The organism is Acinetobacter sp. yr461 (assembly GCF_900110445.1).
Lineage (GTDB): Bacteria > Pseudomonadota > Gammaproteobacteria > Pseudomonadales > Moraxellaceae > Acinetobacter > Acinetobacter calcoaceticus.
The window spans coordinates 40,800-66,028 of sequence record NZ_FODU01000006.1; the positions used below are offsets into that span (position 1 = coordinate 40,800).

At 37.8% G+C, this 25,229-nt stretch carries 20 protein-coding genes and 2 pseudogenes; 15 read left to right on the forward strand and 7 right to left on the reverse strand.

The annotated features are described in order from the left end of the window. The first annotated feature begins 526 nt into the window (after positions 1 to 526). The 3 genes from BMW38_RS10785 (at position 527) to BMW38_RS10795 (ending at position 3,509) form a co-directional block, all read left to right on the forward strand. Entirely contained in the window at positions 527 to 754 is a 228-nt protein-coding gene (locus BMW38_RS10785) for a hypothetical protein (protein ID WP_092707841.1), read from the forward strand. 320 nt (positions 755 to 1,074) lie between these two features. Further along, the gene (locus BMW38_RS10790; protein ID WP_003652707.1) at positions 1,075 to 2,394 is read left to right on the forward strand and encodes an NCS2 family permease; all 1,320 of its coding nucleotides are present in this window, start codon (positions 1,075 to 1,077) and stop codon (positions 2,392 to 2,394) included. A 116-nt stretch (positions 2,395 to 2,510) separates the two neighbouring features. Next, on the forward strand, positions 2,511 to 3,509 hold the full coding sequence (locus BMW38_RS10795) for an adenosine deaminase (protein ID WP_092707843.1): 999 nt from the start codon (positions 2,511 to 2,513) through the stop codon (positions 3,507 to 3,509). Positions 3,510 to 3,552: 43 nt separating this feature from the next. Here the strand turns inward: BMW38_RS10795 and BMW38_RS10800 are convergent, their stop codons facing one another. Beyond that, positions 3,553 to 4,110, reverse strand: coding sequence for a cytochrome b (locus tag BMW38_RS10800; protein ID WP_045434304.1), 558 nt, complete (start codon positions 4,108 to 4,110; stop codon positions 3,553 to 3,555). Positions 4,111 to 4,348: 238 nt separating this feature from the next. Here BMW38_RS10800 and BMW38_RS10805 point away from each other — a divergent pair, with 238 nt between their 5' ends. Both BMW38_RS10805 and rnhB read left to right on the forward strand, forming a co-directional pair. Further along, positions 4,349 to 4,738 (forward strand): hypothetical protein, encoded by a 390-nt coding sequence (locus BMW38_RS10805; RefSeq protein ID WP_004641995.1) that lies wholly within the window; start codon positions 4,349 to 4,351, stop codon positions 4,736 to 4,738. 70 nt (positions 4,739 to 4,808) lie between these two features. Next, entirely contained in the window at positions 4,809 to 5,375 is a 567-nt protein-coding gene (gene rnhB / locus BMW38_RS10810; protein WP_004641996.1) for a ribonuclease HII, read from the forward strand. 67 nt (positions 5,376 to 5,442) lie between these two features. Here rnhB and csrA read toward each other — a convergent pair whose 3' ends face one another. The 3 genes from csrA to alaS form a co-directional block, all read right to left on the reverse strand. After that, positions 5,443 to 5,697: a carbon storage regulator CsrA gene (csrA, locus tag BMW38_RS10815; RefSeq protein WP_003652701.1), complete on the reverse strand. Its 255-nt coding sequence runs from the start codon at positions 5,695 to 5,697 to the stop codon at positions 5,443 to 5,445. Between the two features lie 245 nt (positions 5,698 to 5,942). Further along, positions 5,943 to 7,223, reverse strand: coding sequence for an aspartate kinase (locus BMW38_RS10820; protein WP_003652700.1), 1,281 nt, complete (start codon positions 7,221 to 7,223; stop codon positions 5,943 to 5,945). 65 nt (positions 7,224 to 7,288) lie between these two features. Continuing rightward, positions 7,289 to 9,925: an alanine--tRNA ligase gene (gene alaS, locus BMW38_RS10825; RefSeq protein WP_092707847.1), complete on the reverse strand. Its 2,637-nt coding sequence runs from the start codon at positions 9,923 to 9,925 to the stop codon at positions 7,289 to 7,291. A 270-nt stretch (positions 9,926 to 10,195) separates the two neighbouring features. Between alaS and BMW38_RS10830 the strand changes: the two genes are divergently transcribed. From BMW38_RS10830 to BMW38_RS10855, 6 genes and pseudogenes are all read left to right on the forward strand, one after another. Next, complete coding sequence (locus BMW38_RS10830; RefSeq protein ID WP_092707849.1) at positions 10,196 to 11,215, forward strand: type I glyceraldehyde-3-phosphate dehydrogenase; 1,020 nt, start codon at positions 10,196 to 10,198, stop codon at positions 11,213 to 11,215. Positions 11,216 to 11,384: 169 nt separating this feature from the next. Then, positions 11,385 to 12,474: pseudogene (locus BMW38_RS10835) on the forward strand (hypothetical protein). 183 nt (positions 12,475 to 12,657) lie between these two features. Next, positions 12,658 to 13,824 carry an ATP phosphoribosyltransferase regulatory subunit gene (locus BMW38_RS10840; protein ID WP_003652693.1) on the forward strand — a complete coding sequence of 389 codons (1,167 nt, stop codon included), beginning with the start codon at positions 12,658 to 12,660 and terminating at the stop codon, positions 13,822 to 13,824. Positions 13,825 to 13,887: 63 nt separating this feature from the next. After that, the gene (locus tag BMW38_RS10845; RefSeq protein WP_003652692.1) at positions 13,888 to 15,207 is read left to right on the forward strand and encodes an adenylosuccinate synthase; all 1,320 of its coding nucleotides are present in this window, start codon (positions 13,888 to 13,890) and stop codon (positions 15,205 to 15,207) included. A gap of 121 nt (positions 15,208 to 15,328) precedes the next feature. Further along, a complete protein-coding gene (locus BMW38_RS10850; protein WP_092707851.1) occupies positions 15,329 to 15,646 on the forward strand; it encodes a hypothetical protein in 318 nt (105 codons plus the stop codon). 116 nt (positions 15,647 to 15,762) lie between these two features. Next, positions 15,763 to 16,542, forward strand: a complete 780-nt coding sequence (locus tag BMW38_RS10855) for a M48 family metallopeptidase (protein ID WP_092707853.1) — start codon at positions 15,763 to 15,765, stop codon at positions 16,540 to 16,542. A gap of 55 nt (positions 16,543 to 16,597) precedes the next feature. Here the strand turns inward: BMW38_RS10855 and BMW38_RS10860 are convergent, their stop codons facing one another. Together BMW38_RS10860 and crp are read right to left on the reverse strand one after the other, a co-directional pair. Continuing rightward, positions 16,598 to 17,647 (reverse strand): NADP(H)-dependent aldo-keto reductase, encoded by a 1,050-nt coding sequence (locus tag BMW38_RS10860; RefSeq protein ID WP_092707855.1) that lies wholly within the window; start codon positions 17,645 to 17,647, stop codon positions 16,598 to 16,600. Between the two features lie 159 nt (positions 17,648 to 17,806). Further along, positions 17,807 to 18,514, reverse strand: a complete 708-nt coding sequence (crp, locus tag BMW38_RS10865; protein WP_005041938.1) for a cAMP-activated global transcriptional regulator CRP — start codon at positions 18,512 to 18,514, stop codon at positions 17,807 to 17,809. A 265-nt stretch (positions 18,515 to 18,779) separates the two neighbouring features. On the opposite strand from crp, the pseudogene BMW38_RS10870 reads away from it, so the two are divergent. The 3 genes and pseudogenes from BMW38_RS10870 (at position 18,780) to BMW38_RS10880 (ending at position 19,895) form a co-directional block, all read left to right on the forward strand. After that, a pseudogene (locus BMW38_RS10870) lies at positions 18,780 to 18,876 on the forward strand (hypothetical protein). Positions 18,877 to 18,954: 78 nt separating this feature from the next. Next, complete coding sequence (locus BMW38_RS10875) at positions 18,955 to 19,377, forward strand: OsmC family protein (RefSeq protein WP_092707857.1); 423 nt, start codon at positions 18,955 to 18,957, stop codon at positions 19,375 to 19,377. Positions 19,378 to 19,469: 92 nt separating this feature from the next. Continuing rightward, entirely contained in the window at positions 19,470 to 19,895 is a 426-nt protein-coding gene (locus tag BMW38_RS10880; RefSeq protein ID WP_026057170.1) for a GNAT family N-acetyltransferase, read from the forward strand. Here the strand turns inward: BMW38_RS10880 and BMW38_RS10885 are convergent. Beyond that, on the reverse strand, positions 19,892 to 20,701 hold the full coding sequence (locus BMW38_RS10885; RefSeq protein WP_092707859.1) for a peptidoglycan DD-metalloendopeptidase family protein: 810 nt from the start codon (positions 20,699 to 20,701) through the stop codon (positions 19,892 to 19,894). The two genes, BMW38_RS10880 and BMW38_RS10885, sit on opposite strands and share 4 nt — an antisense overlap. Positions 20,702 to 21,036: 335 nt before the next feature. On the opposite strand from BMW38_RS10885, the gene BMW38_RS10890 reads away from it, so the two are divergent. Further along, complete coding sequence (locus tag BMW38_RS10890) at positions 21,037 to 24,945, forward strand: Dyp-type peroxidase (RefSeq protein ID WP_092707861.1); 3,909 nt, start codon at positions 21,037 to 21,039, stop codon at positions 24,943 to 24,945. The last annotated feature ends 284 nt before the right edge of the window (positions 24,946 to 25,229 follow it).

The window sequence follows — 25,229 nt, forward strand, 5'->3', positions numbered from 1 at the left end:
AGCGATTATTGTAATAAATCTCTAAAAATGGAAAGCTTGGTACGATTTATAGAACGATGAAATAGAAAGCTATTTCTTAAATAAGAAAAAGTACTCTTTTAGTTAAAATTGGAATTTTACTTTTAAAGCTAAAGATGAAAAAGGGAAATGGCTAGCTAACCAAACAATTTTAAATATAACAATTGAAAGAAAAATCGATCTTTTTACCTTATTCAGTACATAGAAAATTTAGAGATTTTTCATGCGATATACACATTTGTCTACACTGCATATTTAAATGAACTTAATAATGGAAATGACTAAAAAGCTAATATTAAAAATAATTAAACACAGACTGTTTTAAAATAAAGTTACTTTTCAATGGAAATGTTTTGTATTTATCAATCATTGTAATGATAAATTTAAAATCACCTTTTTTATCAATTATTTGGATGAATGTGTATTATTGTAAATAAATGTGAAAATATTCACAAAGCTATATTTTTTTGTTAAGATCATTAACATTAAAAACATAGAGATAATAATAATGATCAATAAAGTATTAATCGTGTTGTGTGTAAGTATTGTCTTTGTATTAGGGTATTGGGCTTATTTAGATACCCAAAATAAAAGACATCAGGAATTGATGCGAATCATTCAAGAAGCAGAACAAAATTTACAAAGTATCGAACGCAATCCTAATCATGCTCATCACAGCAATTTGGCTTCTTATCATTTGCAAGGATATATAAGCGAGAAAAAAATTATTTTCTAATAATATCGCGCTTTAAATTTCTGATTTTTGCATCGTCATTGGTCATATCTTTTCATAAATTTTGATCATGTTTCTGTTGAATCTGTTAAACTTATTGAACGTATAGTAAAAAAGCTGCATAGGGGTTATGCAGCTTTTTTGTGTTTCAAGAGGGGCTGTGGTTATTTCCTGTGTATGAACTAGAAAACAAATGAGTGGCATATTTGTTGCTTCTTTTATTTGAGATTCTTGTTTATAGGCCTGAACAGAAAAACAATATTGTTCAGTTATCTACATAGAAGTAAATATTCCACAGTTCAGATTTTGCATAGAGGCTACTTATGGCGGCGCCCAATTCTTCGGCAGGCTGGTTAGAGCGTTTATTTAAGTTAAGCGACAACAAAACCACTTTCCGAACTGAAGTTCTTGCTGGTGTAACTACATTTCTAACGATGTGTTACATCATTATTGTCAATCCACTCATTTTATCTGAAACCGGCATGGATCATGGCGCCGTATTTGTTGCGACCTGTTTGGCAGCAGCAATCGGCTGTTTAGTGATGGGGATCATTGCTAATTATCCAATCGCACTGGCCCCTGGTATGGGTCTAAATGCTTATTTTACCTATTCAGTTTGTATGGGTATGGGCGTGCCATGGCAAACAGCTTTAGCTGCTGTTTTTGTTTCAGGTCTTGTCTTCCTTGCAATTAGCTTCTTTAAAATTCGTGAAGCGATTGTAAATGCTATTCCAATGTCGCTGAAGTTTGCGATTGGTGGTGGTATTGGCTTATTCCTCGCACTTATTGCTCTAAAAAATGCTGGCATCATTGTTGATAATCAAGCGACATTAGTTGGCTTGGGTGATATCAAACAACCTACAGTATTATTAGCGTTATTTGGATTTTTAATGATTGTGGTTCTACACCAATTAAAAATCCGTGGTGCAATCATTATTAGTATTTTGGTTGTTACAGCCATTGCTACTGCCTTAGGTCTAAATGAATTTAAGGGTGTAGTTGGTCAAATTCCTTCAATTGCACCAACCTTTATGCAAATGGACTTTAAAGGTCTATTTACTGCAAGTATGGTTGGCGTAATCTTCGTATTCTTTATTGTCGACTTGTTTGATAGTACGGGTACTTTGGTTGGTGTTTCACACCGTGCTGGTCTTTTGCAAGACGGTAAATTACCTCGTTTGAAAAAAGCATTATTTGCTGACTCTACTGCAATTGTTGCTGGTGCAGCGTTAGGTACATCTTCAACTACACCATATATTGAATCAGCTTCAGGCGTAGCAGCAGGTGGACGTACTGGTTTAACTGCTGTTGTGGTTGCAGTCTTATTTATTTGCTGTTTATTTTTAGCACCTCTTGCTCAATCTGTACCAGGTTTTGCAACTGCGCCAGCTTTATTGTTCATTGGTGTGTTGATGATTCAAGGGATCACTCACATTGATTGGGATGATATTACAGAAGCTGTTCCAGCATTTTTAACCATTGTATTTATGCCATTTACCTATTCAATTGCTGATGGTATTGCAATGGGCTTTATCAGCTATGCATTAGTTAAATTATTCACAGGTAAGGCAAAAACTGTACCGTACATGGTATGGATTATTGCTGCACTTTGGGTATTTAAATTTATCGCGTTTGGCGGTTAATATGATTTTTTATAATTTTCTTCTTGAGCTGTCTTAGTCATAGTTTTTAATAAGAAGAAAATTATAGAAGGGTGTGATTTTTACCACACCCTTTTTTCTTTAGACGTGGAGTTAATATGAATCAAGTCGAGCTGATTCGCGCCTTACCAAAAGCCGAATTGCATGTACATATTGAAGGGACATTTGAACCTGAATTAATGTTTGCAATTGCCCAGCGCAATCAGATTCAGATTCCTTACAAATCTGTTGAAGAAGTAAAGCAAGCTTATAACTTCCATAATCTTCAATCATTTTTAGATATTTACTATGCTGGTGCGAATGTTCTTGTACATGAACAAGACTTTTATGATTTAGCATGGGCTTATTTTGAGAAATGTGCCGAAGATCGGGTGGTTCACACAGAAATGTTCTTCGACCCGCAAACCCACACTGATCGTGGCGTTGCTTTCTCAACAGTGATTAACGGTTTAAAACGTGCTTGTACTGATGCCAAAGCTAAGTTTGGTATCAGCTCTCAGCTTATTATGTGTTTCTTACGCCATTTAAGCGAAGAGGCAGCCTTCGAGACCTTAGAGCAGGCTTTACCATTTAAGCAAGATATTATTGCTGTAGGGCTTGATTCAAGTGAAGTGGGGCACCCACCAGCTAAGTTTGAACGTGTTTTTGCTAAGGCACGTGAAGAGGGCTTCTTAATCGTTGCTCACGCAGGTGAAGAAGGTCCACCTGAATATGTGTGGGAAGCTTTAGACTTGCTCAAAGTGAACCGTATTGACCATGGTGTACGTTCTGAAGAAGATGAACAGTTAATGGCACGTTTAATTAACGAAAAAATGCCTTTGACGGTTTGTCCTTTAAGTAATTTAAAGCTCTGTGTCGTAAATGATATGAAAGATCATAATATCCGTCGTTTGCTACAAAAAGACGTACACGTGACTGTAAACTCAGATGATCCATCATATTTCGGTGGATATATGAATGATAACTTCTTTGCAATTCAGCAAGCTTTAGACCTAACAAATGATGAGTTGAAAAAACTCGCAATCAACTCTTTTGAAGCCTCTTTCATTTCAGATGAAGAAAAACAAAAGTGGATTGCAGAAATCAAAAAAATCTAAATAAAAAAACCGCCTATCTCAGGCGGTTTTTTTATACATACAATTACTTTGGTTGTTTGGTCATACTATTTAAAATATTGTCTTTATCAACAAAGTGATGTTTCAAAGCTGCAAGTACATGCCCAACAATAAGAAAGCCTGCAAACCAAGAAATATAAATATGTAATGGTTTAACAACAGCTAAAAGCTCTGGGTTATCTTGTACTAAACGCGGAATTTCAAATAAATATAAAACAGGGGCAGGGTGGCCAGCACTCCAGCTAAATAAACAACCAGTGACAGGTAACGCCACCAAAATCACATAAAGGAATAGATGACCAATATGTGCCAATGTTTTCATGGTTGGTGACATCGTATCTGGTAATTTTGGAGCTGGATGTGTATAGCGCCATAAAATCCGGATAATCACCAAAAAGATAATGGTTGTCGCAATATTCTTGTGCAACGTAATGACATCGCCTTTAAAGCTGCCATCAACGTCATAACTTAAAAAATTTCCACTATAGAAGCCGATAGCCCATGCTGCGATGAAAATGATTGCCATCACCCAATGCAGGACTTGTGCGGTACGGGTGTAATACTGAGATGAAACAGCAGGCATAAAAGACCCTATTTTTTTGTCGTTTTGATTTTCAATTTTATGGGAAAGCGCTGATTTTGAGAAATGTTTTAAATGTAACAGAGCGTGCTAAAAACAGAACGGTTAAGAAAAAATGCATTTGATGAGCTGAGTTTTGCAGGGGAAAATAGTTTGCATAAATGCATCAAATTATTTGTTTCTTATAAAGTTGAGTTTAGGCACAATACGCGCTGCCAAGGTTCAATCAAAGGAAAAAATGATGAAAAAATTGATGCTCGCTCTAGCGCCAGTTGTTTTAGCTTTAACAGCGTGTGCAACGACTACAGGTACGGGTACAGGCGCTACTTCTGCACAAACTACAACTCAACAGTTGGGTGTTGCTGCATTAAAAGTTGCTGTAAATGCAAAATGTATTACAGAGATTAATAATGTTTCGGCTTGGAAAACAGCAACAAAGCTTATGACTGCTGAGCAACGTGACAGCATTCAAACCAATGTTTGTGGTTGTGTGAGCGAAAAAGCACCAAATAGTGTGACAGCAGTAGAATTGGCTGCGGCTGCATTTGATGTAAATGCACGTGCTACAATTGTAAACCAAGTGGTTTCAAAAACTGTAAATGAGTGTGTGGCAGAAGCTTTACAAAAGTAATTAATGATTTTTGTATTAAAGAAGGCTGATTACTATTGATCAGCCTCTTTTGTTTAAAGGTAGAGAGTTGATGTTTATTGCTGGTGTAGATGAGGCGGGACGAGGACCTTTGGTGGGTTCTGTGGTGGCAGCGGCTGTTATTTTAGATCCGAATAATCCAATTGTGGGATTAAATGATTCTAAAAAATTAACTGAAAAGAAACGTGAAAAGTTGTTTATTGAAATACAAGAAAAAGCCTTAGCTTGGTCAATTGCAGAAGCAACGCACGGTGAAATTGATGAATTAAATATTTTACAAGCGACTTTTTTGGCTATGCAGCGTGCAGTGGATGGTTTGAAAACTCAGCCACAAAAAGTGATTGTAGATGGTAATCAAATTCCAAAAGGAATCATTATTCCTTGTGAAGCTATTGTTGGGGGAGATGCGAGTCATGCTGAGATCAGTGCAGCGAGTATTCTGGCAAAAGTTACGCGTGATCGACAAATGCAGGAATTAGATCAACAATATCCATTATTTGGTTTTGCCAAACATAAAGGATATCCGACTAAAGCGCATTTTGAAGCGATTGCAGCGCATGGCGTAATTGATCAGCATCGCCGTAGTTACGCACCTGTTAAACGTGCTCTAGGCCTATAAATACAACTTCCTAAAAAATTTAAAGCGACTATAAAGTCGCTTTAATTAGGGAGAGAATAACTTCATGTTAACGATTGAAGTTTTTCTGTGCAAAATTATCATCTTCAAAAGAAACTTGATAATCTTGATCAAGATGTTGAAGGTGTTCATGCATTGCACGTTCATGTTGAATACGTTGATAAATTTCTTCGCGATGAACAGAAACCTCTTTTGGTGCATTCACACCAATACGAACCTGATTTCCTTTGACGCCAAGCACAGTAACACTGACTTGATCCCCAATCATTAATGTTTCCCCGACACGGCGGGTCAGAATCAGCATGTTTATCTCCTTGCTAAACGCTTAAAACTGCAATATTGGTACCCAAATAAAAGCTCAACCTCAGTTTTCAGTCAGATTCTAACAGAAATATGAGAACAAAGTCATATTTTGATAATCACTGCCAAAAAACTTTCCGTTTAATATAACAGAGCCGCTATAAAAAAAACTATAGCGGCTCTGTGTTTTCTTTAATTATTGTCGGACAAGTAAACATTTTTTAATGAATAATTGACCGTTTGGTAAAATTAAGCGCGGGCGCTGCTTTCACCATGTTCACGATCTAAACCAAAAGCGGTGTGTAGACAACGAACAGCGAGTTCTAAGTATTTCTCATCAATAATGACAGAAACTTTAATTTCAGATGTTGAAATCATAAGGATATTAATACCTTCGTCAGCAAGGGCAGTGAACATCTTGCTCGCTACACCTGCATGTGAACGCATACCTACACCCACGATAGACACTTTAACGATGTCATCACGTGTTGAAACTTCACGTGCACCAATATTTTTGGCAGTTTCGTTTAAGATTTTTTCAGCTTTAGCTAAATCAACACGGTTTACAGTGAAAGTGAAATCTGTTGTGCCATCTTCTTCAACATTTTGCACTATCATATCGACTTCGATATTGGCATCACTTACTGGTGATAAAATTTTAGAAGCAATACCTGGTTCATCAGGTACACCTAAAATCGTTAATTTTGCTTCGTCACGGTTAAAAGCAATACCTGCAATAATTGGCTGTTCCATATTATCTTCCGCCTCAGTAGTAATGAGTGTACCTACATTTTCTTTAAATTCATCGTCAAACACGCCGTCGTTATCATTATCAAAACTTGATAATACACGCAAAGGAACTTGATATTTTCCGGCAAATTCTACTGAGCGAATTTGTAAAACTTTTGAACCTAATGAAGCCATTTCTAGCATTTCTTCAAAAGAAATACGGTCGATTTTTTTGGCTTTAGGAGCAACACGAGGGTCAGTGGTGTAAACGCCATCTACATCAGTGTAAATTTGGCATTCATCTGCTTTTAGAGCAGCAGCAAGAGCAACACCAGAAGTATCTGAACCGCCACGGCCTAGTGTTGTGATATTTCCATTTGCATCAAAGCCTTGGAAACCCGCAACAACAATAACACGGCCTGCATCAAGATCATTGGTCATGACATCTGTATCAATAGACTCAATACGCGCCTTGGTAAATGCACTGTCAGTTTTAATACCGACTTGACGTCCGGTATAGGATTTAGCTTCCACACCAATCGAATTAAGTGCCATAGCTAACATGGAAATCGTCACCTGTTCACCGGTTGAAACCATTTGGTCTAACTCGCGTGGGTCAGGTGTTTCGGTAATGGCTTTAGCGAGAGCAAGTAAGCGGTTTGTTTCACCACTCATTGCAGATACGACCACAACAACCTTGTGACCGTGATCATGCCAACGCTTAACACGACGAGCAACATTTAAAATGCGCTCGGGGGTACCCATAGAAGTACCGCCATATTTTTGAACGATTAATGCCATAGTTTTTCCATATAAGCCATGACCCTGAGAGGCTTTTCAGGGTCAGTTACACAAAAAGTGAAGTCTTATTTTTGTTCAAGCCATGCAGGTAATGCAGCAATAACTTGTCCAAACTTCTCGTTAAGTGGCGCGCCACCTTGTGCTAAGTCAGGTTTACCACCACCTTTACCACCTAACTCGGTTGCTAGATGCTTGATGATGTCACCTGCTTTTAGATTTGCAGTGTATTGTGATGCAACTGAAGCAAGCAGGCTAACTTTGTCACCCTCTACGCCAGCTAACACAATAACTGCATTCTCTAATTTTGATTTAACACTGTCGTGCAAGTTACGAAGTGATTTCGCATCTACACCTTGAACAGTGGTAATAAGCGTTTGACGACCAGCAATCGTTTGTACCTGATCAATCAATTCTGACGCTTGCAAGTTTGCCAATTTCTGATTGAGCTGTTCAATCTGCTTTTGTAATGTAGAAACAAGTTCTACATTGGCTTGTACACGCTCAACAGTTTGGTCTTTCTGTGCTTTTAATAAACTATTAATGTGCTGGATATCTGAATCGGTTTTTTGTACTACATCTAAAGCTTTAGTACCTGTAACTGCTTCAATACGGCGTACACCAGCAGCCACACCACCTTCTGAAGTGATTTTAAATAAACCAATATCGCCTGTACGCTTAACGTGAATACCACCACAAAGTTCGATTGAGAAGTTTTTCTCATCAATCACTGAACCCATAGCGAGAACACGAACTTCGCTACCATATTTTTCACCGAACAACATCATTGCGCCTTTGGCTTTTGCTGCTTCGATGTCAAGTAGTTCAGTTGTTACGGCAGTATTTGCAATGATTTCTGCATTCACCAAACGCTCAACCTGTTGTAACTGTTCAAAAGTTACTGGTTGGTCATTTGCAAAGTCAAAACGTAAGATATCACTTGCAACTAAAGAACCTTTTTGTTGTACGTGTGATCCTAAAATTTGACGTAGGGCAGCATGTAATAGGTGAGTTGCCGAGTGGTTGCGAGCTGTTGCATCACGAATGTCTGCTTTAACAATCGCTTCAACGTTTTGATCGGCTTTAAGATTACCAACAGTCACAATACCTTGATGAACAAAGGCACCACCTGACTTCTTAGTATCTTGAACTTCAAAAATACCAGTTTCGTTTTTGAAGATACCTGTGTCACCAATCTGACCACCACTTTCTGCATAGAAAGGAGTCTGGTTTAAAACGATAAGTGCTTCATCGCCTTCAGAAACTTCATCAACTTGTACGCCATCTTTGTAGATCGCTACAATTTGGCCTTGACCAGTTGTGTTGATGTAACCGTCAAATTGGGTTTCGCCTTCAACTTGTACAATGCTGTTGTAATCAACTGCGAATTTACCAGCATCACGAGCACGTTGACGCTGTGCAGCCATTTCTACTTCAAAGCCAGCTTCGTCAATAATAAAGTCACGTTCACGTGCAATATCAGCTGTTAAGTCTGTTGGGAAACCATACGTGTCGTAAAGTTTAAATACAGTCGCACCAGGAATCGTCTTATCTTTTAATTGAGCAAGCTCGCCTTCAAGTAGTTTTAAGCCTTGCTCAAGTGTTTTAGCAAACTGTTCTTCTTCGCGAATTAAAGTTGCTTCAATTACATCTTTGCGCGCTACAAGTTCTGGATATGCATCACCCATAACTTCGATTAAAGGTTGCAACATTTTGTAGAAGAAGGTACCAGTTGCACCAAGTTTATTACCGTGACGCACAGCGCGGCGGATAATACGGCGTAGTACATAACCGCGGCCTTCGTTGCTTGGGTTTACACCATCAGCAATTAAGAAACAGCATGAACGAGCATGGTCTGCAACTACACGTAAAGAAGGCTGACCTTCGTCTTCGATACCAATAATGTTTGCAGCAGCTTTTAATAAGTGTTGGAACAAGTCAATGTCATAGTTTGAATTAACATGTTGCAATACAGCAGAGATGCGCTCCAAGCCCATACCTGTATCAACAGATGGAGCAGGGAGAGGGTGAAGTACGCCATCAGCAGTTCGGTTGAACTGCATGAAAACGTTGTTCCAGATTTCAATGAAACGGTCGCCATCTTCTTCAGGTGTGCCTGGTAAGCCACCCCAAATATGATCGCCGTGGTCAAAGAAAATTTCAGAACAAGGACCACATGGACCTGTGTCACCCATTGCCCAGAAGTTATCAGATGCGTATTTTTCGCCTTTATTATCACCAATACGGATAATACGTTCAGGCGCTAAACCAATTTCTTTATTCCAGATGTCATAAGCTTCATCATCGGTGTGATAAACGGTCGCATATAAACGGTCTTTAGGAAGTGCTAGCCACTCATCGCTAGTCAAAAATTCCCAAGCAAATTTAAGTGCATCACGCTTGAAATAATCACCAAATGAGAAATTACCTAACATTTCAAAGAATGTATGGTGACGAGCAGTGTAACCAACGTTGTCTAAATCATTATGTTTGCCGCCAGCACGTACACATTTTTGTGATGTGGTTGCACGTACATAGTCACGTTTCTCTAGACCTAAAAAGCAGTCTTTAAACTGGTTCATCCCAGCATTTGTAAATAATAAAGTTGGGTCGTTGGCAGGAACAAGAGAACTCGACGCGACACGTGTATGCCCTTGCGTCTCAAAGTAGCGCAAAAATGCTTCACGAATTTCAGCAGATGTCATTAAACGAGTACTCACAACCAAGTCACTCCATATTTTCGAATTTGGCTAAATGTACCAATGCCTGTTTGTTTTATGCAAAACCTGAGCATTTGATACGGGGCTTATTTTTTAAAAACGCTAAATTGTAGCGGAAAAACCCCACCGAACCAACGATTTTAAAAGGAATATCTTACAAAACTGTGATTTGGCTAAAAATCTATATTCAATTGGGCGTGACGTGCTTTACTATATGCCTTCTTTAGCCTTTAGTTTTGTAGATAAGGATAGGTCATGCAACGTATCGCCATTAATGGGTTTGGGCGGATTGGACGTAATGTTTTACGTGCTTGGTTCGAGAGCTCAAAACAATTTCAATTTGAAATCGTGGCGATTAACGATATAGCAGATGTACAAACATTAGTGCACTTATTTAAATATGATTCCACACATGGCCGTTTTAATGGAAATGTGGAAATATTTATTGAAAATGAAAAAGTTTTTTTGAACATTCAATCAAATCAAAGAACGCTAAAAGTTGAAGTTTTAAAACAGGAACAACCTCAGCTTTTGCCATGGTCTAGTTTAGATATTGATGTCGTACTTGAGTGTACTGGACTGTTCCGTTCCCACGCTGATGCAACCCGCCATCTACAAGCTGGAGCAAAAAGGGTAATTATTGGTGCAGCACCTTTTGACCATGTCGATGCAGCAATTGTCTATGGTGTTAACCATGCAGATGTGAAAGCGACTGATCAAATCATATCAAGTGTGTCATGCACTACGCAGGCATTAGTACCCCTAGTTAAAATCATTGATGATGCGTTTGGAATTGAAACAGCGCTCATGACAGAAATTCATGCTGTTACAGCAGACCAATCTGTACTTGATCACGCGCATCGTGATTTGCGTCGTGCCAGAGCTTCTGGGCAAAATATTATACCCACTACGTCTAGTGCATTAGGTGCATTAAAACGGGTTATGCCTAAAATGGAAGATCGTATAGACGGTTATTCAATTCGGGTGCCGACTATTAATGTGGCTGCAATTGACTTAACTTTTATCGCTCAATCGCCAATTACTGTTCATCATATTAATGAAGTATTGATTAAAGCTTCTCAAACAGATTATGCAGAAATTATGGCTGTTACGGATGAACCATTAGTTTCAAGTGATTTCAACCATTCTCCTTATTCACTCATTGTTGATTTAACCCAGACCATGGTGGTGGGGCATCAAGCTAAAGTATTTGCTTGGTACGATAATGAATGGGGCTACGCAAATCGATTATTGGATTTGTGTGATTCTTTCTAAATGAAATGCAAATTTTAATAAAAAGGATGTTAAATTAACATCCTTTTTATAATTGTTAATTTGAAGTATAAAAAGTTAAAAATAATGAAAATTATAAATATTAGTGTTGTGTAAAATTATATCTATTTGTATGATTCGCAAACATTAAAATTTTAATTATAGAGTTCATATGAAATTTAATTCAAAAAGAATAAGTGTTTTTTTAATTTTTACATCTACTTATTATTTTAACTGCTTGTGGTGGTGAAAGCTCAGATCAAAATACCAATGGTCAAGCTGAAAATAATTTAGAAAAAGACGATGCAATTTACCAAGTTTATTATCAATCTTCTGATATTTCTTCAGGTATTTATAGTGATTCTTTTGAAATTACTCAATATCCAATTAATAATAACGAAATCTTTTTTGCAAAGTCACACAATCAACCATTAAAAAATGATTTTTTAACTGAACGGAAAATTTTAAATAAAGAGACATTGCAAACAAATATTGTAAAAAGGTTAAAGCCTAGTAGTTGGACTTATGAGCTAACTCCTGATTTGAAACAAAATTTAAAGTTTGAAATTGTGAAGTTAGATGGTGAAAATATCTTTGATCGTGTATTGCCGGGCTATAAAGAAAATAAAAATTTAGAAACTGGTCTTCATAATCAGCTTGATAAAAATTTAATTGAATTTTACCAAAACTATAAGAATATTACGTTTCCAAAAAATAGTTATTGTTATCGTTTAAAAGAGACTCAATGGAATCAGTCTTATATTTCATATATATCTAGTTTTGATTCAAGTCCATCGTTTAGTGAAAAAAAGCAGTCAATCATCGAAAGATATAATAACTTAGGTCAAGATAAAAAGTATTTTAGGCTTCTAAACTCGCAGTGGTACGGCTATAACTTAACTGTTTTAGAAAACTTAGAAACTGGTGATATTGAAAGTGCACTGGGTAATAATAATGATCAGTTTGCTTCTATGGAATTTGTATCAAGCAGCTTATGGGATGCTGATAGAGGTTTGGCGTATGAGAAGTCTCACCTTTATTCTATAGAAGATAACCCGCTTAATAATGTGCACTCCTCAAATGCTTTGAAGCAGAAATTAAAAATTGCAAATCTTGAAAAAGGTTGCTTTGCTTTTAATACTCAAGCAGCTCAAGCTATTCAAAAGCTAAATTTAGTTAACTGGAAACCAGGTGGTAGTTCAGATATTGGCCCATTCTTTGGTCGAAGAACTTTTGACTATGATATGAGCAAAGCAAAGTAAGATATTGAATATTATTATTAATTGTTTAAATTTTCTTTTTGACTTTAGAGTTTATTCAGAAAGATTTATGCAAATTGTCAGGTGCATGGCAGAAAGTATCATGCTACACTAAGAGAAATCGGGTGTGTTCCCGATTTTTTTATGTGGGGTCGTTCCACGTTGATCAGATTTTAGGCTTGAAATATGACCATTTCAGAGACATGGTTGCTGCCTGACGGGGTAGCCGATGTATTGCCGGAACAGGCACAAGTCATTGAAAAACTTCGCCGTGAAGCATTAGATTTCCTCGCGGTACGAGGTTATCAATTGGTATATACACCATTTATCGAATACATCGAATCGTTGTCTTCATTATCAGAATCAAATCAAGACTTAGATTTAGTAACTTTTAAGGTTATTGATCAGCTCTCAGGCCGTTTACTCGGTGTTCGTGCTGATATGACGCCACAAGTTGCACGTATTGATGCACATGTAAGACCAGTTGAAGGCGTTGCACGTTACTGTTATTCAGGGACTGTATTACATACTAAACCACAAAATTTCAATGCCACTCGTGCACCTTTACAATTAGGTGCTGAATTATATGGCCATGATAGTATCGAAGCTGATGTCGAAATGGTCGATGTTATGCTGGGGTTGATTGAGAACATCTATACTTTGCAAGGCGCGCATTTAGATTTGGGCCATGTAGGGTTGTTCCGTAGTCTAGTCAAGTATGCTGGACTGTCAAAAAATGAAGAGCATGAACTGTCTGATCTTTATCAAAGAAAAGCATTGCCAGAGTTAGCAGAATTTACTCAAAGCCTAAATATGGGTTCTGATTTCTATGCGCTTGGTCGTTATTCTAGTGATCTAGAAGCATTGCAGACGAATTTAAGTGCCAATATTTTGCAAGATGCGGAATTTAAGTCAGCATTAGATGCACTTAAGACGACGCTTGAACAAATTAAAGGCCGTTGGCCAAATCTCAATATCGGTATCGATGTCGTAGAGCTACGTAGTTATCACTATCACACTGGTTTAATGTACGCAGTATATGCGCCGAACCGTGCTGCGCCGTTAGCGCAGGGTGGCCGTTACGATGGTATTGGTGAACACTTTGGTCGTGCACGTCCTGCTACTGGCTTTAGTTGTGATTTATATGCCTTAGGTGCAAATCAGTTCGCCGAAATAGAAACTGTTGTTGCTCCAAAAGGCTCAGAACAAGATTTACTTTCAGCAATTTCGAATGCGCGCGCTCAAGGTTTACGTGTCGTTCAATTGTTAGGTAATGATGATTTAAGTTCTATTCCATACGCGACCCATCAACTCGTGGCGCAAAATGGTCAATGGAATATTGAAAAGATTTAAACGCCAACAGTAATTTTTTACTGGTGGTTTCCAATTTTAACAGCATGATGTAATGAGGCTATTATGGGCAAAAATGTTGTGGTACTTGGTACCCAATGGGGCGACGAAGGTAAAGGTAAAATCGTCGACCTGCTCACAGATCAGGCGGCTGCGGTAGTACGTTATCAAGGCGGACATAACGCAGGTCATACTCTTGTCGTAGGTGGTAAAAAAACTGTATTGCACCTCATTCCATCAGGTATTTTACGTGAAAACGTATTGTGCTTAATTGGTAATGGTGTAGTACTTTCACCAGCCGCGTTAATTGAAGAAATGGGAATTTTGGAAGCAGAAGGAGTTCCTGTTAAAGAACGCCTACGTATTTCTCCAAACTGTCCACTCATTTTGCCTAACCACATTGCACTTGATCAGGCACGTGAAAAGAAACGTGGTAATGCTAAAATCGGTACTACAGGTCGTGGTATTGGTCCTGCTTACGAAGATAAAGTGGCTCGCCGTGCAGTGCGTGTTGCTGACCTTGTTCGTGGTGGTGCGGCATTAGAAGAAAAACTGTCTGAAATGCTTGAGTTACATAACTTCCAGTTAACCCAGTTCTACGGTGTAGAAGCTGTTAAATTTGAAGATGTATTGGCTCTTTGCAACCAATGGCGTGAAGTTCTTGCTCCATTAGTGGTTGATGTGACTAAAGTGTTGCATGACTATCGTAAAGAAGGTAAGGCTGTAATGTTTGAAGGAGCTCAAGGCTCACTTCTAGATATTGACCACGGTACTTATCCATATGTTACAAGTTCAAATACAACTGCTGGTGGTGTAAGCTCTGGTTCAGGTATGGGACCTTTACATCTTGATTATGTATTAGGTATTACTAAAGCTTATACAACTCGTGTAGGCGCTGGTCCATTCCCAACTGAATTGGTTTACGATGCAGCAGCTGATGCTGGTGATCCAGTGGGTAAACACTTGGGTACAGTCGGTCATGAGTTTGGTGCTTCTACTGGTCGTCAACGTCGTTGTGGTTGGTTCGATGCTGAAATCCTTCGCCGTTCTGTAGATGTAAACTCACTTTCTGGTATTTGCTTAACTAAACTTGACGTTTTAGATGGTTTAGAAGAAGTGAAAATCTGTGTGGGCTATGAAAATACAGATTCAGGCTGTGTAGGTTCTTCTGATGCGGTTTCTTTTGAATGCTTGAAACCAATCTACGAAACTATGCCAGGTTGGAGCGAGTCGACTGTTGGTTTAACTAGTATCGACCAATTGCCAGCAAATGCTTTGGCTTATGTGAAGCGTATTGAACAGTTAATCGAATGTCCGATTGATATCGTTTCAACTGGTCCAGACCGCGCAGAAACAATTGTTTTACGTCATCCATTCTCTGCTTAATTAGCAAAGATTAAAAAGCCTCCAGAAAGGGGGCTTTTTTTATACCCGACTAAAGTGCAGTTTTTGTTTTGTTAGATTCAGATTAAAACGTTATATATCGATAAGGAATGATGGGCTCAGGATGAAGCTGCAACCAACTATTTCAAAAACAATCTTTTATTCTTTTTTATTTGCTATTGGTGGTTCACCTACATTAGCAATGTTGGTCATTTATGGACAAGAATATCATGAAGATTTCTTCATGACTGCTTTTATGAGCTTGTCAGTATTGTTCGCATGTGTGTTAATTCCTGTGGTATTCATACAAAATAGTTATTTACTCTGGAAAAGAGAAAGTCCTAATCTTGAAAAGAAAGTTAAGACCTTAAGTCATATCTATCTTGGCTTAAATGTAATATGTTTGATTTTCTGGATCTATTTGATGACTTTATCTACTTGATCGTTACATAAATACTATGATCATGAAGGAATGAGACATTCAAAGCGTGAGCGGTATTTCTTATAATAAGTGTAAAAGAATAAACAGCTTTTTTAACGATTTAGGTGATCCATGTGATGAATAAAAAACTCTTTTTAAGCTTGTGTGCTGCAAGTGTGATGACCATTTCTGGCTGTGCAACAGTAGCGGATATGGCAGGTGCAGATACAGCGACCTTAAATACTCAATCTGCTCAGGGTTTTAATAAAATGGTGCAGGAAGCACGTGGTAAAGGTGCGCTAGATACTAGTTCTAGTACATATAACCGCATTAATGCTGTATTCAACCGTTTAAAACCATATGCGAACCAGATGAACCAGACGGGTCAGCCATTTAGCTGGCAGTTGGCAGTGTTGAAGTCTGACACGATTAATGCCTATGTAGCGCCTGGCGGTAAAGTTGTGTTTTATACAGGTATTGTCAATAAATTGAACCTGACTGATGCTGAAATTGCAGCAGTTATGGGGCATGAAATGACTCACGCCTTAGAAGAGCATGCAAAAAGTAAAATCGGTGCTCAGGCTTTGACTGATTTAGCATTAGGTATTGGTTTAAGCTATGCCGGTAACAATGTAGGTCAGCTTGGTACTGCTGCTGCTCAATTAGGTACACAAGTAGGTGTGGGCTTACCATATTCTCGCAGTTTGGAGAGTCGTGCTGACCAAGGTGGTTTAATGCTAATGGCACGTGCAGGTTATAACCCAAATGCTGCGATTACACTTTGGGAGAAAATGAACAAGCTTGAAGGTGGTGGTGGTTCATCTTTCTTGTCTACTCACCCATCTAACTCTCAGCGTATTGGCGAAATGCGTAAAAACTTGCCTGCAGCAATGGCAGTTTATAATACCCGTAAATAAGATATAAATTTTTTATAGATAAAGAAAACGGATGCTTAAGCATCCGTTTTTTTATTTAAGGCGCAGGGTTGGGCTGTTGAGTGTGAATGGCTTCAATACCTTGTAAAACTTCAGCAGATAATTCGATTTCAAATGCCTGAATATTTTCTTTAAGTTGGTCTAGATTTGTGGCGCCAATAATTGTGCTGGTCACAAAGAATTGTTGTTTGATAAATGCTAATGCCATTTGGGTTAAGCTTAACCCATGTTTCTCTGCTAGCTGTGCATATTGCTCAGTTGCCCATTCGCTTTGAGGGTTACTATAGCGGCTAAAGCGCGGAAATAATGTGACACGGGCATTAGCGGGGCGAGCGCCATTTCTAAACTTGCCAGAAAGATAGCCAAACGCAAGAGGAGAGTATGCAAGTAAGCCGACATCTTCATATTTAGCAATTTCTGACATACCTAGTTCATGAGTACGGTTGAGTAGACTATATGGATTTTGAACACTTACGAATTTACTGACACCTAATTTTTCAGCCAAATGTAAAAACTTCATAGTGCCCCACGGCGTTTCATTCGATAAACCAATATAGCGAATGCGTCCGCGGTTAATCTCTTCTTGTAGAGCAAGTAATGTTTCTTCTAGAGGTGTTGTGTCGTAATCATTTTGAGCTTGCTGGTTGCCATAAGCTAACGTACCAAAAAAGTTGGTATGACGTTCGGGCCAATGGAGTTGATAGAGGTCGATATAGTCGGTTTGGAGACGTTTGAGTGAACCATCTAGGGCTTTCGCAATATGATCGCTGTTGAAGCGCGTATGGCCTTCTCGGATGTGTGTTCCTCCAAAGCCAGGTCCGGCAATTTTAGAGGCGAGGAAGACTTTGTCACGTTGACCATTTTGGGCAAACCAATTGCCAATGATCGTTTCTGTTGCACCGTAAGTTTCAGGTTTTGGCGGAACCGAATACATCTCTGCCGTATCCCAAAAATATAAACCGTGTGCCAAAGCATAATTGAGTTGTTGAAATGCTTCTTGCTGGGAGTTTTGCTCACCAAATGTCATGGTGCCTAAACAAATTTCTGGAAGCTTGAGGCCTGTGCGACTAAGTGGGTTAAATTGCATACAGCGGAATCCTTGGAAATTTTGAGTTAGCCTAACGGAGAATATGTATTCAACTTAAATCATAAAATTAGAATAGTTTGTAAGTTTTGTGTATTAACTCATTGTTGCATATAAAAAAAGCAAACCGAAGTTTGCTTTTGATTAAAAATTTAATAAATATTATTCGTCATCATCATAGTCGTCATCAGAAACAGGTGCGTCTTCTAATGAAACATCAAAAATAAGAATAGCTTTACCATCTGTTTGGATCATGCCTTGATCTTCTAAGGTTTTGAGTACACGGCCAACCATCTCACGTGAACACCCCACAATACGGCCAATTTCTTGACGAGTAATACGAATTTGACGACCATTTGGCAAAATCATTGCTTCTGGCTGTGAAGATAGGTCGATTAAACAACGTGCAATACGGCCAGACACATCGATAAATGCAAGATCTGTCATTTTACGGGTTGTATTTTTTAGACGGCGAACGAGCTGTGCAAAAACAGCATAACTTAAGTCTGGATATTGTTTGCTAAGTTCGTGGAAGTTGTCATAAGAAATTTCTGCAATTTCACAGACATCACGAGTACGAACTTCAGCTGTACGTTGAGGGTTCGGTTCGAAAAGCCCCATTTCCCCAAAAAAGTCGCCCGGATTCAAATATGCAACAACAATTTCACGTTCATCATCTTCACGTAAAATAATTGAAACTGAGCCTTTTAAAATTAAATATAAAGATTTCGACTCTGTTCCGGCATCAACAATTGTGGTTCGTTTTGGATATCTGTTGATGTGAGCACGTTTTAACAATGCTTTAACGGATTCAGGTAGTTGCCCCGGGGATAAAGCATCTGTGCTGAGTTGTGAAAAATTTGAAGTCATGCTTAATATGTTCCGAATAGGGTAAACAATTCACACAAGCCCGAGATGAGCTATTACACAGAAGAGATGAAATTCCTTATCAACTCATTTTATGTTAGTGTACAAAACAAGGGTCTGTTGACATTTCACAGATGGTTGCGACATAAGACAATTCTTTTAGACGTTACCAAGCAAGAGCTATGAAATTTAGCCATTCTAAATAAATAGATCTTAACAACGGAACGTACAAAATAACATGGTCTTGCGCTATGCCTGCACTGCTTAAATTGCAGCTCAGATTATGGCTGAAATTTCACAAACTATCATAACAAAACTGGACAAAGGATAGCCATTGTCTGGGTTTTGCGTCTTATTTGGATTAATTTTTAGCTCTAAAGCAATCCATAGATGAAATGTCAACAGACCCTGCTTAAATTTATAATTTTTTTTAGGTAGTTGCAATGCAAACAAGTGTACATTGGCTAGAGAATGTTGCTTTTGAAGCGAAATCAGATAGTGGGCATAGTGTCATCATGGACGGCTCACCTGAGTATGGTGGTGAAAACCGTGGTCCACGTCCTATGGAGTTGCTATTAATGGGACTTGGTGGGTGTGCTTCGTTTGATATTGTGACCATTTTAAAGAAATCTCGTCAAGATGTGACGAATGTTATATGTAATTTAAAAGCTGAGCGCGCTGACACAATTCCGGCTGTTTTTACTAAAATCCACTTACACTTCGTAGTAACAGGTAAAGCTGTGAAAGAAAAACAGGTTGCAAAAGCGGTTGAATTATCTGCTGAAAAATATTGTTCAGCGAGCAAAATGCTTTCTGATGGTGGTGTTGAAATTACCCATGACTTCGAAATTATTGAAGCTGAATAAGGGGTTTTTTTGATAGGTAGAAAAAAGAAGCTGACATTAGAGTTGGCTTTTTTATTGTCAAAAATAACTAAAAAATAAGAGGAGAAATGAAAGTGAATATTCGTGCTGCTAAATGGGAAGATACTCAGGCAATTTGTAATTTACTTAAACAGATGGGGTACCCACAACCACTCGCTCTTATCCAAGAAAAATTTGAAATATTACATAGCGATCCTAAATCACAAATTTTGATTGCTGAAGAGGAAGATAAAGTGTGTGGCTTTTTATCCCTTTATTTTATTCCACAAATCGCCTTAAAAGGTGACTTTGCCAAAGTATGCTATTTATGTGTTGATGAAAATATAAGAAGTAAAGGTGTTGGACATTTACTTTTGCAGCAGGCTGAGCAATTGGCAAGACAACGTGGTTGTGATCGAATGGAACTGCATTCAGGCGAACAACGGACATTGGCGCATCAATTTTACTTACGAGAAGGGTATGTCGATGCGCCAAAATATTTTCGGAAAGCTTTAAATTAGCGGGCAGTACCTAAAAACAATTGCGGATCTACTCGTGCATTATTGAGACTCATACCCCAATGTAAATGGGGGCCCGTAACACGTCCAGTTTTACCGACTAAACCTAAAGTTTCTCCTTGGCGAATATATTGGCCTTTCTCTACTTTAATTGCACTTAAATGGCAAAACATACTGATTAAGCCTTGCCCGTGATCAATCAATACAGTTTGACCATTAAAAAAATAAGATCCGGTTTGAATTACAACACCATCTGCTGGTGCAACTACTTTTTGTCCCACTGGTGCAGGGATATCTAAACCTGAGTGGGGCGCGCGCTCTTCGCCATTAAAGAAGCGTTTTCGCCCAAAAGAGTTACTGAATTTCCCCGAAGTGGGGCGTATAAATTTTGGCAAGGCTTGCCATGTGCTCTGTGTAAATGAGCTATACACATCATTTTGTTCTTTAGCTTCTTGAGCATAACGGTCTAACTGACTTTGGTTGGGGTTCACATAGTCTTGGTTAGTGACTTTAATCCGTTGCTCAGCATAAGGATAGGATTTAATTTCTATTTGGATAGGGGCTTTATTAGTGTCGAGCTGAACACTGCCGAGTGGAGTAGATAATGGAATACCAAGTACAGCATAACGCTGATGACCTTCCTGACTGATTAAAACTGGCTTTTGTTGAAAGGTGACCCGAGTAATATCACTAGTTAAGGGAATAACTGCGATTCCGCCAGCTCTTCGAGAGTCTTGGGGGAGCTCGGCAAAGCAGTAAAAAGGTATTGATGTAAAAAGCAAAGTAGAAATGAGTTTTTTTATTAACATAGCAACAATAATTTTATAAGAGAATATTCGAGATTATATCAGTAAGTTTTAATTAAGAGTTATTTTAATTTTTTTAACAATTGAATTTTAATTTTATTTATTACTTTATTTTAATAATTGATTGTTTGTTTATCTTTGTTTCTGTGATTTTATTTGTCTTATATTTTAAATTTTCTAAACTTAACTTTTTATTTTGATTATTTATTAATTCTTAGTATTTTACTTTGATTTTAAATCTCTTGTTATTCTGGATTTTATTGTCAATAATGATTTTTGGTTAAATTTATAATCAAAATTTTAATTATTATATAAATATTTTAAAGGACTTTAATATAATGTTAAATATATCTTATGAAGATCGTTTTACTGAAATATGGAAATACATGCAACGAGGGTTGGTTTATCCAGCTCCCCATGCAATTTTTGCTACGGTTTGGCTTAATACCGAAATTACACGTGAAAAAATTCGTCAGTTAATGATCGCTGTGCGTCAAGAGGTCAATAAGAATCCAGCACTTTCTAGTAAAAATACAACTTTGGCAATTGGTATATCTTTTGATAACTGGGATGCAATTTGTAAAAAAGATGGTTTATCACGACCCAAAGGAATGCAATTACATTATCCAGAAGAAAAAAATCCAAATGTCTCAGAAGTTTTCTCTGATTCTAATGGGAGTTTTAAAAATTCTGATGGCGACATTTGGTTGCATGTAAAAAGTGATGATGCTGATGCGTGTACAGTATTACAGAAATATATTGAGCATTTTTTAGCTTCAGATATTAAAGAAATATTTAGTCAGGTTACTGCTTCACAATCTAAAACTGGTCGCAATGGTAAGGTTTTAGGGTGTCGTTTTTCTGAAAATTTAAATAATCCATCTGATCCAATTTCACTAGCAAAACATACTTTAATTGGTGCAGAAGATATTGATCATTTTGGTGGCTCATACGTTTTATCTCAAAGGTTTTTAATTAATTGGGATCAAATCAACATGATGTCAGAAGATCAAATTGAAGATTTGATTGGACGTAAAACTGACGACACGATTATTCCAGACCGTGATAGCCGTTCGCACATTAAAGCTTCTCGTGTACAAGATGAAAATGGAAATACTACACCTATTCTGCGTCTAGGCTTACCGTTTGGCCGTGCTGAGTCAAATTCAAGTTTTAGAGTGCCAAAATCGGTAACTAAAGCAGATGAAGCAGGGATTTATTTTGCTGGTTTTGCAAAAACTGCTGCAATTTTAGAAGAGGTTATGGCAAGTCAGATTGGGGCAATAGAAGGCTTTATGAATGACCGTCTATTCAATAGCCTTCATTCAGACTTGGGAGGAATATTTTATATTCCAAGTTTAAAAGATTTAGCATTAGATGATGCACCAGAATATTTAAATGATTTTAGTCGATTAGATAAAGATAACTGGAATTTTTTCCCAGGTATGGATTGGAATCGATTTGATCGCCATTATATGAATAGTTCCGATAATGGTTTGATGTACTACAATCATAGTAATTATCTTTTTAACATGGCAACTGGGCTAAATCCCCATAGTGATTTTTTTAAACCACCTTCTAATCGTATTTTAAGTTTACTTGAGAATACATTTTCTTTATGGCAAGACAACTGGTATTTCAACAGGAAACAAGAAGAAATTGAACAAGGGGTAGATTATTATATTGATGAGTTTGAAATCAGTGATAAGCCTGAAAATATTATGGGTTTATCCATTATGTTGCGCAAAGGTTGGGCTATTCGATTAAGCTTACAGTTATTCTCATCAGAAAATTATGGTTTCCGCGGACGGAAAATTTTATTAAAAAATGGTGAAATGATTCCGTATTCAACTGGGCGCGAATGTGAAGGTAAGGTCATTTATGGATCGGATACTTATCGCATTATGCCTGATGAAATTATTGTAGGAGCTATGCCAAATCTGACCTTGGGTGAAGGTCGTTATGTCATGAAGTATTTATCTGAAGAAGAACGTCTTCAGGGCTTTTTGCGTAATTTAAGTGAAGCATCGGGTGTTGGGCATGTTATTCCAAATTATAAAAAAGCACTAGATTTAGGTTTAGCTGGTCTACAACAAGAAATTGCTAAACATGCAAGCAATGCGCAGACTCCAGAGAAAAAAGATTTTTATGAAGCTTCTAGATTGGCGCTAACCGGTATTTCTGAATATTTCTTAAATTACTCAAAGCTCGCATTTAAAGTCGCAGGCCAGATGCAAAAAGGACAAGAGTTCGAAAAAGAGAACTTAAATGCGATTGGTCAACGAATGAAAAAACTGTCGAAAGATAAACCAGAGACATTTATTGAAGCAGTTCAATTTATTTTTACATTGCATAGTTGTTTGCATTTAAATGGTGAGCCAACAGCATTTGGACGTATGGATCAGCTGTTGCAACCTTTCTTGGACAACCATTCGGCTACGCCTGAACAGGCGCAAGAAATTATTGATGCGTTCTATATTAAGCTAGATGAAAAAGTACAACAAAACCGTATTTTTATGGAAGACCATCAACCTTTTGGTAATCTGGCAATGGGTGGTAGTTCGGGACCTTATCCTCAAGGTGCATCTTTGGGACAATGGATTCAACAGATTACAGTTGGTGGTACAGTCGCTGATGGTGAAGAAGACTTTTCTAAAACCAAACCAGCTTACAATGAGGTCACAAAATTATTTATTCGTGCATCAGGCCGGTTACCGTTAAATGCACCGTGTTTGTCTCTACGCACTCGCAAGGATATTCCTGAAGAAATTTTAGAAGTGGCTGCACATGCAATTTTATCTGGCGGTGCCCATCCAATTTTATTAAATGATGAAAAACTCATTCCTAGTCTTCATCAAAGTGGAAATGGTGTAGGGGGGGATGCACTCACTAATTTGCCAAATTGGAATTCTAAAGTCGATATTCGTTCAGCTCAAAATTATGCTTGTGATGGTTGTTATGAACCTCAGTTCCCTGGCGAAAACTGGTTTTCTTTAGGTGGATTCTCGACATTACAGCCTTTGGAGTGTGCACTAAATCAGGGTAAAACAATTTCAAGTGCTGGGCAAAGCTATCTGTTTGGACAAACTGTTTCATTAAATAGCAGACCTGCCGATCAGATTGATAGTTTTGAAGATCTATTAGAGTTATACATGCAACATTTTGAATTGCTCAATCGCAAGGCATTTAATGGACAAATTCTAGGTTATGGTGCCAATACGGATATTTGTCCATCTCCAATTCTAAATGTCTTGATGGATGACTGCTTGGCTAAAGGGCAGGATTTTTATAGTGGTGGTGCTAAATATAATATTTATGGACCATGTTATATCTCGCTCAGTAATACGATTAACTCGTTGTATGCCATTAAGGCGATGGTTTTTGACCCGTTAACCGCAGTTACTACATTGCCTGAACTATTAGAGTGTCTGTGCTGTGACTGGGGATATAAAATGACTGAGCCATTTATTAGCAATTTAGCTGGTCATGCTCGTATTGCTGCGCAAGCTGATCGTTATAAGCGCTTACGTGAAATTGCTTTGGCACAACCACGTTATGGGCGTGGTAACCCCGAAGTCGATAAACTAGGTGATGAGATTGTTAAAATGATTGCTGAGATATCAGTCAAGACATTTACTCATCCATGGCCACAATTCGCACAAAGCCTTAAAAATTTGGCTGAACGCTATGGTTCAAAAGAGCATCCGTTTGGTATACAGATTCAACCAGGTGTGGGAACTTTTGAAAATCATGTGGAGATGGGGGCATGGAATGGTGCGAGTGCTGATGGTCGCCGTTTAGGTACGACAGTAGCTTCTGATCTAAGTCCATCACCAAGTCCAGCAGATTTGGCAATTGATCATCAAAAAGTTGAGTTTAGCCGTGCTTTACAAGGTTTTAATGGTATTGGCACAGACTTAATGGCTGATGGAGCACCTACAGATTTTAATATTGGTGAAGACTTTGGAGTTCAAGAACTTGTAGCTATCCTGAAGCAATTCAGTCAAGGTAGTTCATCTAATATTTTAACAATAACAGTAGCTGACCCAGAAACATTTGCTCAAGCTGTGACATCACCTGAGCAATATAATTTGTTAAGAGTACGTACCGGTGGTTGGTCAAACTTCTTTACATCTGTGTTCCCTACTATTCAGGAGCAACACCAGCGTCGTCCAGTGTCAACGCCAGACCTACCCAAAGAAAAAACAGAACAAGCAAAATGTCCGTTCCATCAATGGACTAATTGATTAGTTGTTTTACAAGGCAGTCTTTTTAAATAAAGGCTGCCTTCAATATTTTTAAATTTAACTATTAAATATATTGCGGCTTTAAAATTGCCATTTGTTATAAAAATTCAGATAAAAACATGACATTTTTGCTTTCTCTTAAAAATTATACAAAATGTACTTGAAATAGATCGCTCACAAACCCATATTATAATGGAGTTTCACTCATTGTTATTTTAATAACATTATGAAAAATATATAAAAATTTATTTGAAATCCGAAAAAGTGTTCCCATTTATTAGACA